Raw genomic sequence first — 16,288 nt, 5'->3', positions numbered from 1 at the left:
GTTTTATGGTGCCTGCAGACGTATCAGTAGTCGTAGCGCAGGGCGACACCGAAGGTCATCGGCGCACCTACATCCAGTACGTTGCCGGTCTGATTATTGGTGATGTATTCCTTATCAAACAGGTTTTTCACATAACCGCTGACCCGGAAGTTATCGTTAATGGCGTATTCGGTATTTACGTTTACCAGTGTGACGGAGTCGTTACGGCGTTCGTCCGTGACATTGCCGCTGCCGTCGAAGGTATAACCAGACACACTGTCGCCCCGGTAGATCACATCCGTTGCCATCATCCAGCGTTTATTAAACTGATAGTTGGCACCAACGGAAGCGGTAAACTTAGGGGCAAACAAGAATTCCTGCCCGTTGTAGTTGTCTGTGCCGTCGACAAAGTTCTTGTATTCAGTGTCGTTGTAGGCGGCACTGGTGAACAGCGTCAACTGGTCGGTTGCGGCAAATTCAGCAGACAGCTCAAGGCCCTGCAACTGGCTGTCTGCAGCATTGACCACATCCGTAACGGTACCGTTCTGAACACTGACCTGCTGATCTTTCCACTTCGTGTGGTAGATGTTTGCTTTGGTGGTGATCCGGTCATCCAGCCATTTACCGCGCCATGACAGTTCAGTGGTAGTGGTGAATTCAGCATCATATGCCTGGTGAGAAGAACCGGTACGCAGGTTTACACCGCCGCTGCGATAGCCTTTTTTCCAGACGATACCCACAGTCTGTTTATCACTCAGGTCATAGCTCAGGCCAAGCTTGGGCAGGAAGACGTCTTCTTCTGTGCTGACATTGGCATCCGTGGCGGAGTTGACCAGATTGGTCTGATAATCCAGCTTGGTGGTGTTCTTTTCGTTGTCGAAACGGAAACCACCGGTCAGTTCCCAGCGATCCTGAAAACGCCAGTTTGCTTCACCGAAGAGTGCTTTGTTTTCAATATCAATATCGCCCTGTACATCGATCAGTGTGGTTGCTCCGTTAAAGAACTGATCATCGGTTTTGCCGGTGTACTTGGCAAAATAGACGCCCAGGAAACCGTCCAGTGTGTCTGCGTTATAACCCAGACGTAATTCCTGACTGATGGTTTTTTGTTCTTGCTTACGGGGGACAATCTGGTTGGCACCGGCTGACTGGTCGAAGTCCAGAACAGTATCCAGTTCGGCCTTGGTGCCGGAGGTGATACTGGTGAGGGTTAGCTCATCAGTCAGGTAGTAGTCCAGCTTGGCTGTGGCGCTGTCCTGCTTCACATCCGATTTGGTATCGGTGTTCTGGGACAGTTTGTAATAGCTGGGTACGCCGTTGCTCTGGTTAACTGCATTGGTGCCGGCTTTGTTGTCTACGTGGGCAAAGGTCAGCAACAGATCCATGTCCGCGGAAGGCTGAATCAGCAACTTGGCGCGGGCATTCAGGCTGCTTTTGTCGTTCGCGTCTTCATTCCGGGCGATGTTCTCGATGTAGCCGTCTTCAGACTGGTAATCAATGGCCACACGGCCGGCAACGGTACCGTCAATCAGCTCACCGTTAGCCAGTACCGAGCCGCCTCTCTGGCCGAATGAGCCAGCATTGGTACGGGCGGCAAATTCCGGCTCAAAGGTCGGATCGTTGGTACGGATAACAACGGCACCGGCCAGTGAGTTACGGCCCTGAGTGGTGGACTGGGAGCCACTGTGCACTTCCACTTGCTGAACATCCCACAGGCCCAGCGGGTTAGAGGTTAGCAAGCTCTGCATCTGTACGGCATCATCCACAAATACGGAGATAGCGCCGCTTGGGGATGCCGGGCCCTGATCGTTCAGGCCGGAGAGAGGAATGCCACGGATCCCCCAGTCTTCGTTATCAGACTGGGTGTATAAGCCGGGTGTCCGGCTGATGATATCTGACAGTGTCTGGTCACCGTGGGCACGGATTTCATCTTCAGTAATGACTTCAACACTGGCCAGGGTTTTATCTTCCGGTCGGTCGATTTTACTACCGGTAACAATCACCACACCGGCTTCCTGAGCCGAAGCAGTGTTTTCAGCCAGTGCAGGCAGAGCAAATGACATATTGGCAGCAACTGCCAGGGCAAGGGCGTTCTTATTAAAATGAGCCATGTATACCTATCCGTGATGTCAGCATCGGTACGGGATGCTGTGTGAGATTCCCTCTTAACAGCAAAATAAGAGATCGGAAAAAAAAGTTGGGGAACTTTTATGGGCGCAGATAGTATCGGGGCGGGAATTTTATGTAAAGTATAATGATAGTAATTATCATTAGTATAAATATTTATAAATATATGTTCTTTTTATCAATAAGTTAGATAGCCATTAAAGGTATTTAGTCGCATCTTCGGGATAGATTAGCCCGGGGTTTTATCCGTGGACACATCTACCCGGATGGCGGCGGCCTCCATATCGGCCTGGGCCTGAATGCTGGCAGTATTCGCCATGTTGCCCACTGGTTCTGCCACCGGTACCTGTTCAGTGCTGATGGCTTCTTCAGCGGGATGGGGTTCTACCCAGTTGATGGCATGGTGGTCAAAGCCGCTCTGTACCATGGGTTTGATCACTTCAAAGTAGGGCGATACGTCGAAATCCCGTGGGGTAAACAGGCTGGGGTCCCGGTGCCGGTGCATGCGCTGGTAGTGGCTGATTCGTTCGGCGTCTTCCGGGTTTTCATAGATGATGTCTGGCAGGATAGGGTATTTAATTGACTGAAATGCCTGGGCTATAAGAGAAGAACAGATAGCCTGCGTCGGGTCGCCGCTGCCCAGCGTCAGGGCTTTACGGCGCCATTTCGTCGGAATCGGCGGCGTCGGGATCAGATAACGGGCCAGATCGAAGATGTTCTTCAGGTCATAACTGTCGCCGATGCGGGCAACCGCAAACTGAATCACCTGATTAATTTCACTCTCAGACAAACCGATTGGCCGGCAGATACGGCTGTGCAGGGTTTCATAGGCGCTTAGTGGAAGTACCCTGACACCGTGTTCAATGTCTGCTTCCAGCAGTGACAGGGGTTCAATGCCCGCGTCGATATCTTCCTGGCTGCTCAGGTGATCGCCGATATACAGAGCGGCATGGGACCAGGTGGACTGGGAAAGGTACTTGATGCTGGTGCTGAAGTGACTGGTACCCTCGACAAGTAAAATATCGCCTTTGCGTAATGTTCTTTGTAACAGTGCCGGATTACTGGTGGGAAATAACTCCTCGGTATCGTGTGGCTTAGCGAGGAAATGTGCCAGTTTGCGGCCAATATAACTGAACAGCAACACCGTAATACCCCCTTTCAGACAGGTTACTCTAAGCTTAGCAGGCGTCACTTAATGTGGCGGGGAAAAAGGGGATTTTACTGTTTTAAGGTGTCTGAAGCGGTTAGCGCAGGCTGTATCTGGCGGGCGTTTGAGCAGGGGCTGCGGTGATATTTTTCTCCATGCCAAAAATATCACCATCGCGCATTTTGATCAGAAAACCGGCACGGTCGTACAGTTTCAGCGCCGGATTACAGATAAAAACCTTCAGCCGTAAGCATTCACAGTTATGTTGCCGTGCCAGTTGTTCGGCTGCCTGCAGGGCCCAGCTTCCGGCCCCCCGGCCTTGCCAACCGGGCATGATCTGTAATTCACGGATATAGGCGTGGCGGTTGTACAGGGAGAGGCTGAGCAGGCCGATGGGCGTGGTGCCGTGGCAGATGCTGAAGTTCTGCCGGTGGGGCCAGTTCTGATCGAATATCTGCTGGTTCCAGGCCATGGAATATTTGCGGTAGTAATCACCCATATTGGTACAGATCAGCCGGGCAGCAGACAGCCGCTGTTCTGCGGTGTTTTCCAGAGGTTTCAGGCTAAAGGCGGATGATGTTTGCATGCGGTCTATCTTAGAGCGGCGATGAAACCCTGTAAAACCGTATTTATACTTGTGGTGGACAATGCTTTGGTTGATAGTTGCAACATCTGTTCAGATGAGAAGTCCCTGTGCTGAAAAATGAAAAATTTGCTGAGCTGAGTGCCCTGAAAAGTTTTGTTGCCATTGCTGAATCGGAAACGATTACGCAGGCGGCTGAACGGCTGGGCATTACCCAGTCGGCGGTCTCCCAGACATTAAAACAGCTGGAAACCTTGTTTGCGGTACCGCTGGTAGTGCGCCGCGCCCGGCCGACCCGCCTGACGCTCAGTGGTCAGGTGTTGCTGCGTTACGCCCGCCAGCTACTGGGGGAAAGCCAGCAGATGATGGCCGCGGTGCAGCTGGCCTCCAGTGAAGGTCTGGACCGGTTACGGCTGGGGATGATCGATTCCTTTGCGGATGTGGCTGCCCAGAAGGTCATGGAGCAGCTGGCCAGTTCCGCCCGGAAACTGTCATTGCGCACCGGGATGATGGCGCCCCTGAAAGATGCCCTGCTGGAGCGGGATATTGATATTCTGATTACCAGTGATCAGATGCAGCAGCACCCTGAGCTGGAAGTGTATCCGGTGCTGCGGGACCCGTTTGTGCTGATTGTGGCGGACGAACATGTGAAGACCCATGGCCGGGATATCCGCACCCTGGTGCAGGCACTGCCCTGTATCAGCTATAACCGGGAGCTGCGGCTGGGTAGCCTGACCCAGCTGATTGCCCGGCGTATCGGGGTGGAGCAGGCGATCCGTTATGAGCTGGACAGCACCACCACCCTGATGCAGTTTGTGCAGAGCGGTCAGGGCTGGGCGTTCGTGCCAACTATGAGCCTGATGCAAAACCCGCTGTTGCTGAAAGGGGTGACGCCTCTGCCGATTACCCCTGGCAGCCATGCCCGTTATATTTTCCTGCTGGCCCGGCGTGAAGAGCTGGGTACGCTGCCGCTGGAAATTACCCGGATCTGCCGGGATATCTACGATAACCAGTTGGTGCCTCAGTTACCGGCGGAAATCGACTGGTTACCCCAGGAAGCCTACAGCGTGGAAGACTTCCCGCCGTACTGAGGCGTTTTAGCCGGCGGCCGGTGCTTTGCCGGTTAGTCGCGTTTTTTTGTCGCTTAATTATTCTTTTTACAGCCCCGGGATTGGGTAAGGTCGAAGCTGCTACAGCTGTATGTAACAGCTGCCGACTGACGTTCAGAGAAGAATAATTACCATGACCACTCAGATGACGCTTGATTCGAATACCCAGACCACCCCAAGGCATGATGCCTGTCTCGACTTCATTCATAACCTGAGCTTTGAGAGCCTGCCGGATACCGTGATTCAGCAGGCGAAAATCTGCCTGCTGGATCTGCTGGGCGTAGCCGCCGCCGGGCAGAGTACCCGGCTGAGCCGGATTATGTCCGGTTTTGTGCAGAGCCAGTATCCCGGGGATATTCCGCTGTTGTTTGAAGGCGCCACAGCCAGTGCCTGCGGCTCTGCTTTATACGGCGCGATGCTGATTGACAGCGTAGATGCCCACGACGGTCAGGTGCTGACCAAAGGGCATGTGGGGGTGACGGTGCTGCCGGCACTGCTGAGCCAGATCTGTGCGAATCCGGTGGACGGTAAAGAGCTGCTCACCACCCTGGTAATGGGCTATGAAATTGCTACCCGTGCGGGCATTGCCCTGCATGCCACTGCGGATGACTACCACACCTCCGGGGCCTGGAACGGTCTGGCAGCTGCCGCTGTGGTGGCGCGCTTACGTGGCCTGGACGGGGAGAAAACCTGGGAAGCTATCGGCAGTGCAGAGTTTTATGGCCCGCGCAGCCAGATGATGCGCTGTATTGATTATCCCACCATGGTGAAGGACGGTTCCGGCTGGGGCGCGCTGGCCGGGGTCAGCTGTGCGCTGATGGCCGAGCACGGCTTTACCGGTGCTCCGGCGATTACCATCAGCGATGAAAAGGTGGCAGACATCTGGGGAGATCTGGGTGAACGCTGGTACATTCTCGAACAGTATTTTAAAGCCTATCCGGTGTGCCGCTGGGCGCAGCCAGCTGTTGAGGCAGTACGGCAGATCCGCAGTGAGCATGCAGTTAACCCGGATGACATTGCTGAAATCCATATTCACACCTTCCATCAGGGGGCGCGGTTGCATGTGAAGCACCCGGATACCACCGAACAGGCCCAGTACAGCCTGCCGTTTTCGGTGGCGTCGGCACTGATCGATGGCGTGGTTACCGCTGAGGCAGTGGCTGAAACCGCGGATGGGCTGGGGGATTCCCGCCGGCAGGCACTCAGCGGTAAGGTGATCACCCATGAAGTGGAGGAATATGATGCACTGTTCCCGGCGGAACGCTGGGCCCATGCCCGCATCGTGCTGAATGATGGCACTGAGCTGACTTCTGAACCCTGCATTGCCCGGGGGAATCCGGAAAACCCGCTGACGGAAGACGAGATCATCAGTAAATTCCATACGCTGGCGGGCCCTTATGTGGCGGATACCCGCCGACAAACGATTGCTGAGCTGTCGATGAACCTGCAGACGCTGGACAGTGATGAGATCGTTGCTTATCTGGCATTGCTGAAAGATTAAATCGCTGCAATGCCTGTATGCGACAGCTTTGTAAACCATGCGACCGCTGCTGACCGGCCTGTAAGCGCAGGCTTGTTGGTGGCGGGCACAGTGCATATATTCGGGGATATAAAAAAGGGGCGTTGCAGACCTTAGCCAAAGCAGTACCTGTGCCTGCGCCCCGAATAATAAAACCCGTATAGCAGTGCACCCATGGCGAATACAAAACGTACCGATCCGCTTCTTGAGCCTTTTCAGTTAAGGCACCTGACCCTCCGTAACCGGATTTTCAGTTCCGCCCATGCGCCGTCCTATGTGGAAGACGGCCATCCCCGGGATCGCTACCGGCTCTACCATGAAGAAAAAGCCAAAGGTGGCGTTGCCCTGACCATGATCGGTGGTTCCACCAATATTGCCCCCGACAGCCCATCAGTATTCGGCCAGCTGTACGCCGGGGACGACTCCATTATTCCCTGGTTTCAGCAGTTAACCGCCGGTGTGCAGCAGCACGGTGCGGCGATCATGTGTCAGATCACCCATATGGGCCGCCGGACCGTGACGGATGCCGGCCACTGGCTGCCGGCCATTGGTCCGTCGGTGCTGCGGGAGCGGGCGCACCGGGGCTACCCTAAAGCCATGGAGCAGGAAGACATCGATCGGGTGATTGCTCAGTTTTGCGACACCGCTGTGCGCTGCCAGCAGGGGGGCTTCGACGGTATCGAACTGTTATCTCACTCGCATTTGCTGGGCCAGTTTCTCTCGCCGCTGATCAATACCCGTGACGATGGCTACGGCGGTAATACCCATAACCGGCTGCGCTTTGTGATGGAAGTACTGGATGCTGTCCGGGCGGCGGTGGGGCCTGACTTTGTGGTGGGCATGCGGCTGACCGCTGATGAATTGCTGAAAGGCGGGATGGACGCCGCTGAATGTATTCAGATCGCCCGGGCGATTGCTGAAACCGGGCAGCTGGATTTCTTTAACCTGCTGGCCGGCGCGCCCTATGACGATCTCGGGTTGGCGGGCTGGATTCCGCCGATGGGGATGCCCTCGGCAGCACACCTGAGCATTGTGGGCGGGTTGAAGGAAGCGGTTGATCTGCCGGTGCTCCATGCCGGTGGCATTGCGGATATCGCCACGGCACGCCACGCGGTCAGCAGTGGCCTGCTGGATATGGTGGGGATGACCCGGGCGCAGATTGCCGATCCGTATCTGGTGCAGAAACTGGCCGCCGGTAACGAGGATTCAGTCCGTCCCTGTGTGGGGATGGGCTACTGTGTGGACCGGGTGAATCAGGGTAAAGATGCCCTGTGCGGCCATAATCCTGCCACCGGCCGGGAACAGCAGATGAGCCATGTGATCGCCCGGGATACTGAATTGCAGCCGCAAAAGGTGGTGATTGTCGGGGGCGGGCCTGCCGGGCTGGAAGCGGCGCGGGTTTGGGGGCTGCGTGGCCATCAGGTAGTGTTGCTGGAAGCGGGAGACCGTCTGGGAGGCCAGCTGAATCTGGCAGCTAAAGGGGAAACCCGGGCACAAATGGCCAGCGTGACAGAATGGCTGATCAGTCAGGTGGAAGCACTGGGTGTCACCGTGCATTACCACACCTATGCGGATGCTGAACGGGTATTGGCGGAGCAGCCGGACTGGGTCATTGTAGCCACCGGCGGTTTGCCGATGGAACTGGGTTTCAGCGGTGAACAGCACTGCCACACCGGTTGGGATGTTCTGGGGGGCGACCGCTTCAGCGGTGAAGTACTGTTATTTGATGAACAGGGCGGTCAGGCCGCCGCCAGCAGTGCGGAAGTGTTGGCACTGGCAGGCTGTGAAGTGCGTTTTGTCACGCCGGATCACAGCCCGTTACGGGAGCTGGGGCCGACCACCCATTCGGTGGCGATGCGCAGTCTGTACGCCAAAGGGGTGCAGTTTATGGCGGATCGTGAACCGGTAAACGTGGTGCCTGAAGCTGGCCGAAAAAGGGTTACCCTGCGGAATCTGCTGACCGGTGCTGAGCAGGATCTGCTGGTGGATGCGGTGGTCACTGAAAATGCCACCCAGCCGCTGGATGAAGTGTACTTTGAGCTAAAAGCTGCGTCGGTGAATCACGGTCAGTATGATCAGCAGGCGCTGGTGGATGGCCGTTTAGTGTTACCTGAGCTGAACCCTGAGGGGCAGTTTAAACTGCTGCGCATCGGCGATGCGGTGGCGCATCGGGGATTGCATGCTGCCCTGTATGACGCGTTACGCTTTAGTTTGCCGGCATGAAAAAAGCCCGCGCAGGGCACTGACACGGGCGTGAAAAAAGCGGGGTAGCCTGAACCGGATGTATTCGTCCGGTTCAGGGGCCTCAGTGACCCGCTTTGGAGTGAGGCTGTGTTTAGAGCCTGTGCTTACTCCGGTGCGCTCCAGCTACCGGGCTTCATGGCTTCCCGGGGCAGCTTGATATCAAACTCCGCCCGCAGCTGCTGATCAATCTCTTCGCTGATGATTTCCGGGAAATGACCGTTCAGCGTCTCTGCCGCCCGCAGTTTGGCCACCTGGCGAATATCCATACTGCCGGCTTCCTGCCAGTCATCCCGGGTACGGCGGTCAAATACACTTGGGTACAGGTATTCGCTGGTCATCAGGCCGATGGTGTGGGCGTGACCGAGGTAGTGGTTATCGCCGTTGCAGACATCGTGAATGACATCCACCGCCAGCGATTCATCGGTTACTTCGATGCCCCGGGTCAGACGCATTACCGCACCGTTAACGTCATTATCAATCACATATTGCTCATAGGCGACGGTCAGCAGGCTTTCCAGGAAGCCGGCGGAGTGGTGCACATAGTTGGACCCGGCCAGTGCCGCAGTGGCGGTGGTAATGCCTTTCTCAAAGCCTGCCTGAGCGTCACCTACCTTGGAATCCGCAATGCCGGATGAGTTGTAGATCGGCAGGTTGAGGAACTGGGCGATCTGGGCGCAGGCGGCGTTCAGCAGGGCAAATTCCGCCGAACCGCCGGTGAACGAGCCGGTTCGCAGATCGGCCTGTGCCGGCACGCAGCCCATAATGGCCGGATAACCAGGGCTTTTCAGGTTTACATAGGTGAAGCCGGATAACTGCTCAGCGGTCAGCTGTACCAGCGTACCCGCCAGGGATGCCGGTGAAGTCGCGCCAGCCTGAGGGGCAGATGACAGCACGACAGGAATGTTGTGGTCGATGATTTCATCAAGAATTTCGACGGTTTCCATGGCGTAACGCAGGGGGGATACCGTCCAGCAGGCGGTGAATGACAGTGGCGGACGGGCGTCAAAAGCCTCTTTGCCACCGACGATCATTTCACCCATCTTGCGTAAATCCGCTACTTTTTCCGGCAGATAGGCGTTACTCATGACGTGCTTTTTGGTGGCACTCATGCAGGCATACAGCTGGTTGATATCGATCTCTTCGTTACTCAGATCCCGGCAAACCACCGGGCGCATATAGAAGTGAATATGGTCCAGCGTGTCGACTAAGCGGCCGATGTGGTAGTTATCCGCCAGGGTGGTTTCCCGGACGTTATCGTCGATATCCAGAATTTTAACCGCCTGACCACCGGTGCCCAGATACACCTTACGGCCACCCAGCTGCAGATCGTATTTTGGATCACGGCCGGCCAGCAGTACTTCCGGACGGGCCAGTTCACGGGCTTTATCGATCAGGTTGGCGGGAATGAACACCCGGTTTTTCTCAGCGTCCACCCGGCAGCCGGAGGCTTCAAACAGGTCACGGCAGGGGCTTGGGCCCACTTCGATCCCGGTACGTTCCAGCACCTGGTAGGCGGCATCAACAATGCGCTGAATATCCTGCTGGCTGAGGGGCTGGAAGCTGCCGCCTTCGGTACCGGCAGGGGCCGGATTAATCTTCGGACCGGGTTCAACCTTGGGTTTACGACGGGAGCGGCGTTTCAACTGAGTCATGGGAGTCACTGCCTGATCGGTAATTTTTATTGTGAGTAGATGTTATTAATAATGGCGAAACATGGGTGGATAAAATAAAATTTTTACGACAATATAGGTCTGTTATCCGACATATTCTTAGGTGAGTGACATGACATCTCCGGCGGTTGAACGTATAGGGTTTTATCTGACAGCCAATTTCTCCATGTTGTCGCTGGCGGCAACGCTGGAGCCGCTGCGGATGGCGAACCGGCTGCGGGGTGAAACCCTCTATGAGTGGGATTTCTACTGCAGTGATGACCAGCCGGTCTGTTGCAGTAATGGCCTGCCGTTTTCACCGAGCCGCAACATGCAGGATGTCACCGACCTGTCGACCTTGTTTGTAGTGGCCGGCATTGATGCTCACCAACTGGATGACCCGGAGCTGTATGCCTGGCTGCGGGGCCTGAGCCGGCGGCGCATTGCCGTGGGGGCCACCTCGACCGGCAGCCTGTTACTGGCCCGGGCCGGTTTGCTGAAAGAGCATGCCTGCACCATTCACTGGGAAAACATTGAAAGCCTCAGGGAAGACTTTCCGGCCTTACGGGTGACCGACGAACTCTTTGAAATCAGCGATCAGTTTATTACCTGTTCCGGCGGCCTTGCCGGGCTGGATATGATGCTGCAGCTGATCTCCTATAAGCACGGTGAAGCACTGGCCACCGACGTGGCAGAACAGTGTATCCATCCTCACATCCGCAGCGCTCACGAACAGCAGCGTATGGCAGTTCAGCTGCGTCACAAGGTAAACCATCCCCGGCTGGTGAAAGCGCTGGAGCTGATGCGTAATCACATTGAAGAGCATCTGACCTGTCAGGAAATCGGTTCCCGGGTTGGCTTATCCAGCCGCCAGTTAGAGCGGCTGTTTCAGGAGCATCTGCAATGTACGCCGGCCAGCCATTACATGACTATCCGGCTGGAACGGGCCCAGCATTTACTGCAGCAGTCCACCTTATCGGTGTTACAGGTAGCCACTGCCAGTGGCTTTACATCGGCGTCTTATTTTGCCCGCTGTTATAAACAGAAATATGGCCGTACACCACGGGAAGAACGCCGCCGTTAGACGCATATCGCGACTATTTCAGGCGAATTGCTACGTTTTTACTGTGCACATAGTTCAGTAAGCCTTCCCGGCCTTTTTCCCGGCCATAACCGGATTTTCCGGTGCCGCCGAATGGCGTTTCTACGCCGCCGGCATACCATTCGTTCACGTAAACCTGACCGGCTTTGAGCTGTTGTGACAGACGCATGACCCGTTGTAAGTCATTGCTGAACACGCCACCGGCCAGGCTGTATTCGGTGCCGTTGGCCAGTTGAATGGCTTCGGCATCGTCAGCGAAGGCCTGTACCGTCAGTACCGGGCCAAAGACTTCTTCGGTGGCAATAGCCATGTCGGCGGTTACCTGGCTGAATACGGTTGGCAGGAAGAAAGCTCCCGGCCGGTCCGGTGCTGCGCCGCCGGTGGTAGCGATCGCTCCGGCCTCTAACGCCTGCTGGCAGAATTCTGCTACCCGGCGATGCTGATCCATGCTTACCAGCGTACCCATGTCCGGGGTTTCATCATGGCTGCCAATGTGGATGCTTTCCGCCAGATGGGTCAGACGTTGCAGTAGTTCGTCGTGAATATCCTGATGAACAATGATGCGTGACAGGGCTGAGCAGACCTGACCGGCGTTGTAAAAAATGCCCCAGCGGACGGATTCAACCACAGTATCCAGATCTGCATCTTCACAGACGATCGCCGCGGATTTACCCCCCAGTTCCAGTACACAGGGGACTAAATTGCGGGCGGCGGCTTCGGCAATCAGGGTGCCGGTTTGTACCGAACCGGTGAAGACGATCTGATCAACATCAGAGTGACCTGACAGTGCTGCGCCGGCTTCATGGCCGTAGCCGCAGAGAATATTCACCGCGCCTGCGGGCAGGCCGGCAAATTCCGCGGCTTTGGCGATATAGGTGCATGCCAGCGGGGTCAGTTCCGGGGTTTTGATCACGCAGGTGTTGCCGGTGACCAGCGCCGGTGCAACGGAACGGGCGATCATTTCCACCGGAAAATTCCAGGGGACGATATGGGCGGTGACCCCAAACGGCTCGTAAACGGTGTAGTCGATGTAGTCATTGCCCAGAGGAATGGAACGGCCATCCACGGTTTCCGCCTGATTGGCGTAATACTCGAAATACCGGGCAGCGCCCTGAATTTCCCCTTCGGATTCCGCCAGGGGTTTGCCGGTTTCCAGGGTCAGAACCGTGGCGATTTCATTGCAGTTTGCCAGCAGGTAATCGCCCATTTTCCGTACCAGCCGGCCCCGTTCAACCGGACGCATGGCGGGCAGTACGCCGCTGTTATGACATTCACGGGCGGCGGCGATCGCAGCATCAACGTCTGCCGGGCTGGCCAGACTGATATCGGCAACCTTGCTCAGATCAGCCGGGTTTTCGACACTCAGATTACCACTCTGGCCGGTATGCCACCGGCCATTGATATAGTTGTGCCACTGGGCAGGTAGTTGTTGCATAGCGTTACTTCTCGGATGAAGGGGCCGTTATTGGTAATACTGGCGGAATAAATCGAGGGTACGGGCGATGGCGGCATCATCGATGTCCATGTGAACCACCATCCGGCAGGAGGGGGACTGGCCGCCGATCAGCACGCCGTTGTCCGCCAGAAACAGGCGCAGGGCGGTATGATCTTCCGGCTCCGGGGTGATAAACATCATGTTGGTATCAATGGTACTCAGGTCCAGGGTCAGGCCGTCGATAGCCGCCAGACCTTCTGCCAGGGTGCGGGCGCGGCGGTGATCATCCGCCAACCGGTCAATGTGATGTTCCAGTGCATACAGGCCGGCAGCGCCGATAATACCTGCCTGGCGCATGCCGCCACCCAGCAGTTTACGCATCCGTTTGGCCCGCTGGATGAAGGCTTTGGTGCCACTCAGCACCGAGCCGAGGGGCAGCCCCATGCCTTTGGACAGGCACAGGGAAACCGAATCGATATTACGCACCAGACGGGCAGGAGAAATATCCTGCGCTACAGCCGCGTGTAACAGGCGGGCGCCGTCCATATGAACCAGCAGCCCCTGCTGATGGGCGTAGTCAGTCAGGGCGTCAATGTTTGCCTGATCCTGGAGCACGCCACCAACGGTGTTTTCCAGACACAACAAGCGGCTGATGGCACAGTGCGGGTCGTCCGGTTTGATAGCGGCGGCGAGCTGTTCCACCGTGATGCTGCCACGGGCATCGGTTTGCAGTGGATGCATAGCAATACCGCCCAGTACCGATGCGCCACAGGCTTCATCCCGGTAGATATGGTACTGATCACCGACGATGACTTCTTCACCCCGCTGGCAGTGGCTCAGCAAGCCGGCCAGATTACTCATGGTACCGGTGGGGAAGAACAGTGCCGCTTCTTTGCCCAGCAGTTCAGCAACCTGTGCTTCAAGCAGATTCAGGCTCGGATCTTCGCCATACACATCGTCGCCGACACGGGCGCTGGCCATGGCTTCACGCATTCCGGCGGACGGCTGGGTGACGGTGTCACTGCGATAATCAATCAGGTCTTTATCGGCAATGCCCTGACGGCCGGCCATGCCGGAATAGCTACTGCTGGGTTTGGTCATCGGTTCGGGTTCCTTCAGAAGTTCTGACTGGCGACTTGTTCGTCAGTGAGCATAGCACCTTCATAAGGTAACGCCGCAACGATGTGTACCCGCGGATCTTCACCACCGTTCAGGGCGGTGTGGTAGCCGCGGGTATCGGTGAAATAGACCGAACCGTCCGCCGGCAGGTGGGTACAGTGATGGTTGACGATAAACAGTGAACCGGGGTTGCTGATAATCGGAATGTGCAGCCGTGGCTCCGGATCACGGTGCCAGGAGTTGCAGTTATAGATGTCTTTTTTCAGCACCCGCATGCGGCCAATCGGAAAACGGGCGATCAGCTGTTTGTGTACTTCTTCAAAGTAGGTGTCTTTGAACAGCGGGTTGAATTCAGTGAACAGGGATTCGTCCACCATTTCGTCGCGGGCATATTCCTGATAGGTATCGTCGGTACGGGTCCAGAAACGGCCCACCAGGTCATAGGGCTCTGGTACTTCCACGCCCGGACGACGGGTCAGTGCTAAGGCATGAAAACCAGAACCCAGATTCTCAACGTGCTTTTGCAGTTCGAAATAGCACTTACGCAGTTCATCAATATCAAATTTCAGATCCAGTTTGGCAATGCCCGGGCCCGGTTTAAAGGACGCCACGGAGGTGGTGTCAAAATCGCCGGCCAACCATTGTTGCATTTGTTCCGCATCACGCTGAATAGACTGTTCAGAGCTGGACATGGTGTGAGTTCCTCATAATGTGAGAACGGTGGCATCGGGCGGGCAAATATTCATCTGCTCAGACCCTACTGCACCTGAAAGTTGTTATTTTGGGCTAGGTTAATCCCGGGAGGCGGTTTTTGGGAAACGGATTTTTCGGATGAGTTGATCTCAAAATTAGATCAATATTTATTTTAAACCGCGTATTATTAGCGTTGAGTTCGATAATTCTGAAGAGATGAACGAAAATTCAGGGGCTGGTCGCCGACTTTCCACTGCTTCATTCCGGGATATCTAATATGAGACGTAAATTACCCAGTACCATGTCGCTGCAATGTTTTGAGCTGGCCGCCCGGCTGGAAAACTTTACCCAGGCGGCCAACACCCTGAACATGACCCAGAGCGCCCTGAGCCGGCAGATTAAACTGCTGGAGGAGCTGGTCGGTCAGCCACTGTTTTTGCGCAGCCGGCAGCGGGTGAAGCTCAGTCCGGCGGGGCAGTCTTACCTGGCGGCGATTACGCCGATGATTGATGAGCTGGAAGCAGCTACCCTGAAAATGCAGTCGTTTCAGGACATCAGCGGCGGCATAAATGTGGGGACATACCCGACCTTCGGGGCCCGCTGGCTGTTGCCTTATCTGCTGGATTTTCAGAATGTGCAGCCGGACATTAACCTCAATACCATTACCTATCTGGACAACAGTCAGTTCGATCCGGCGGTGATTGATGTGGGCATTGTGCAGGGGGATCCGCCGTGGCCGGGGATGCGGGTGGATTATCTTATGCCGGAGTTTCTGGCGCCGATGGCGTCGCCCAAACTGTTGCCTGAACCGGTGAGTGACCCGGCACAGCTGATGTCGCAGCGGATTCTGCATCATACGACCCGGCCGGAATCCTGGAAAATCTGGTTCAATGATTTAGGGGCGATTTTACCGGAAGAAGGCAGCAGCCTGCGCTATTCCCAGTATGAGCTGATCATTGAAGCCATGGTGGCCGGGCACGGTATTGGCCTGATGCCACTGATTCTGCTGCAGCGGGAGATCGCCGAAGGCAAGCTGGTACAGGCTCACAGTCATGTTGCCTGCCCCCGGTCGGCCTATTATCTGTTAACACCGTTACACAAGGTGGGCATTTCGAAGATTGAGTCTTTCCGCAGCTGGTTTTTACAGCGGGTTAAAGAACTCAGTTCCTATCAGTAACAGGTGACGGGATGCCGATCCGTAGTCGGTAAATTCAGCGTGTTACATGGTCAGTAGTTTTTTGCATTACCTCAGAGAGAAAATCTATACCCCTGATTTTTATCCGGGAATAATTTGTCTGCCTTCAGCCTGAAGGCAAAACCGAGCGGCTAAATAGCTTGCGGCAGTGGTGATTTGTAATGGCTGTTAATCTGTTATTCAAAGGGGTTTTTACACTTTTTCAGCCGGTTTTCTTTACCCCCTGAGGCATTTTCAGAGCGAACGAAACGGGCTGAAATAGCGCCCGCTTCGGGGATATGTTTCTTTATCTAATCATGACAAATTTTTTTCAACAGTGTTTAATTCTATTCAGTTGTCTGTCCAGAGAGCATCCTCTAAAACTATTCTTAGCATTAATGGCTGTAG

The 16,288-nt window shown here is 55.5% G+C and carries 12 protein-coding genes; 5 read left to right on the top strand and 7 right to left on the bottom strand.

Annotation, left to right across the window (positions count from 1 at the left end; translation table 11 throughout):
- Window positions 1-23: 23 nt before the first annotated feature.
- The 3 genes from JYB63_RS07090 to JYB63_RS07080 form a co-directional block, all read right to left on the bottom strand.
- Window positions 24-2,090, bottom strand: a complete 2,067-nt coding sequence (locus JYB63_RS07090; RefSeq protein ID WP_205657148.1) for a TonB-dependent receptor — start codon at window positions 2,088-2,090, stop codon at window positions 24-26.
- 245 nt (window positions 2,091-2,335) lie between these two features.
- Window positions 2,336-3,250, bottom strand: coding sequence for a YiiX/YebB-like N1pC/P60 family cysteine hydrolase (locus JYB63_RS07085; protein ID WP_205657147.1), 915 nt, complete (start codon window positions 3,248-3,250; stop codon window positions 2,336-2,338).
- A gap of 100 nt (window positions 3,251-3,350) precedes the next feature.
- Window positions 3,351-3,839, bottom strand: coding sequence for a GNAT family N-acetyltransferase (locus JYB63_RS07080; RefSeq protein WP_205657146.1), 489 nt, complete (start codon window positions 3,837-3,839; stop codon window positions 3,351-3,353).
- 107 nt (window positions 3,840-3,946) lie between these two features.
- Between JYB63_RS07080 and JYB63_RS23495 the strand changes: the two genes are divergently transcribed.
- From JYB63_RS23495 to JYB63_RS07065, 3 genes are all read left to right on the top strand, one after another.
- Complete coding sequence (locus JYB63_RS23495; RefSeq protein WP_205657145.1) at window positions 3,947-4,927, top strand: LysR substrate-binding domain-containing protein; 981 nt, start codon at window positions 3,947-3,949, stop codon at window positions 4,925-4,927.
- Between the two features lie 151 nt (window positions 4,928-5,078).
- Complete coding sequence (locus JYB63_RS07070; RefSeq protein ID WP_243431873.1) at window positions 5,079-6,446, top strand: MmgE/PrpD family protein; 1,368 nt, start codon at window positions 5,079-5,081, stop codon at window positions 6,444-6,446.
- A 192-nt stretch (window positions 6,447-6,638) separates the two neighbouring features.
- Window positions 6,639-8,687, top strand: a complete 2,049-nt coding sequence (locus tag JYB63_RS07065; protein WP_205657144.1) for an oxidoreductase — start codon at window positions 6,639-6,641, stop codon at window positions 8,685-8,687.
- Between the two features lie 125 nt (window positions 8,688-8,812).
- On the opposite strand, the gene JYB63_RS07060 is transcribed toward JYB63_RS07065, so the two are convergent.
- Window positions 8,813-10,360, bottom strand: coding sequence for a trimethylamine methyltransferase family protein (locus JYB63_RS07060; RefSeq protein WP_205657143.1), 1,548 nt, complete (start codon window positions 10,358-10,360; stop codon window positions 8,813-8,815).
- A gap of 130 nt (window positions 10,361-10,490) precedes the next feature.
- Here JYB63_RS07060 and JYB63_RS07055 point away from each other — a divergent pair, with 130 nt between their 5' ends.
- Complete coding sequence (locus tag JYB63_RS07055) at window positions 10,491-11,441, top strand: GlxA family transcriptional regulator (protein WP_205657142.1); 951 nt, start codon at window positions 10,491-10,493, stop codon at window positions 11,439-11,441.
- Window positions 11,442-11,454: 13 nt separating this feature from the next.
- On the opposite strand, the gene JYB63_RS07050 is transcribed toward JYB63_RS07055, so the two are convergent.
- Genes JYB63_RS07050 through JYB63_RS07040 form a run of 3 tightly spaced genes read right to left on the bottom strand, consistent with a single transcriptional unit; the run spans window position 11,455 to window position 14,705 of the window.
- Window positions 11,455-12,894 carry an aldehyde dehydrogenase family protein gene (locus tag JYB63_RS07050; RefSeq protein ID WP_205657141.1) on the bottom strand — a complete coding sequence of 480 codons (1,440 nt, stop codon included), beginning with the start codon at window positions 12,892-12,894 and terminating at the stop codon, window positions 11,455-11,457.
- Between the two features lie 27 nt (window positions 12,895-12,921).
- Window positions 12,922-13,995: a low-specificity L-threonine aldolase gene (gene ltaE, locus JYB63_RS07045; protein ID WP_336510861.1), complete on the bottom strand. Its 1,074-nt coding sequence runs from the start codon at window positions 13,993-13,995 to the stop codon at window positions 12,922-12,924.
- A 14-nt stretch (window positions 13,996-14,009) separates the two neighbouring features.
- The gene (locus JYB63_RS07040; protein ID WP_205657140.1) at window positions 14,010-14,705 is read right to left on the bottom strand and encodes a hypothetical protein; all 696 of its coding nucleotides are present in this window, start codon (window positions 14,703-14,705) and stop codon (window positions 14,010-14,012) included.
- Between the two features lie 278 nt (window positions 14,706-14,983).
- Between JYB63_RS07040 and JYB63_RS07035 the strand changes: the two genes are divergently transcribed.
- Window positions 14,984-15,883, top strand: coding sequence for a LysR substrate-binding domain-containing protein (locus JYB63_RS07035; protein ID WP_205657139.1), 900 nt, complete (start codon window positions 14,984-14,986; stop codon window positions 15,881-15,883).
- Window positions 15,884-16,288: the final 405 nt, after the last annotated feature.

It is taken from the genome of Aliamphritea spongicola (assembly GCF_017051665.1).
Taxonomy (GTDB): Bacteria; Pseudomonadota; Gammaproteobacteria; order Pseudomonadales; family Balneatricaceae; genus Amphritea; species Amphritea spongicola.
Note: the sequence above shows the minus strand (reverse complement) of the source record. Positions and strands in the feature narration are given on the sequence as shown.

What these genes read in the sequence shown, in the direction of transcription:
- JYB63_RS07090 (WP_205657148.1), bottom strand. Translation starts at nt 2,090, where the DNA reads ATGGCTCATTTTAATAAGAACGCCCTTGCCCTGGCAGTTGCTGCCAAT.
- JYB63_RS07070 (WP_243431873.1), top strand. Translation starts at nt 5,079, where the DNA reads ATGACCACTCAGATGACGCTTGATTCGAATACCCAGACCACCCCAAGG.
- JYB63_RS07055 (WP_205657142.1), top strand. Translation starts at nt 10,491, where the DNA reads ATGACATCTCCGGCGGTTGAACGTATAGGGTTTTATCTGACAGCCAAT.
- JYB63_RS07040 (WP_205657140.1), bottom strand. Translation starts at nt 14,705, where the DNA reads ATGTCCAGCTCTGAACAGTCTATTCAGCGTGATGCGGAACAAATGCAA.
- JYB63_RS07080 (WP_205657146.1), bottom strand. Translation starts at nt 3,839, where the DNA reads ATGCAAACATCATCCGCCTTTAGCCTGAAACCTCTGGAAAACACCGCA.
- JYB63_RS07065 (WP_205657144.1), top strand. Translation starts at nt 6,639, where the DNA reads ATGGCGAATACAAAACGTACCGATCCGCTTCTTGAGCCTTTTCAGTTA.
- JYB63_RS07035 (WP_205657139.1), top strand. Translation starts at nt 14,984, where the DNA reads ATGAGACGTAAATTACCCAGTACCATGTCGCTGCAATGTTTTGAGCTG.
- JYB63_RS07050 (WP_205657141.1), bottom strand. Translation starts at nt 12,894, where the DNA reads ATGCAACAACTACCTGCCCAGTGGCACAACTATATCAATGGCCGGTGG.
- JYB63_RS07060 (WP_205657143.1), bottom strand. Translation starts at nt 10,360, where the DNA reads ATGACTCAGTTGAAACGCCGCTCCCGTCGTAAACCCAAGGTTGAACCC.
- ltaE (WP_336510861.1), bottom strand. Translation starts at nt 13,995, where the DNA reads ATGACCAAACCCAGCAGTAGCTATTCCGGCATGGCCGGCCGTCAGGGC.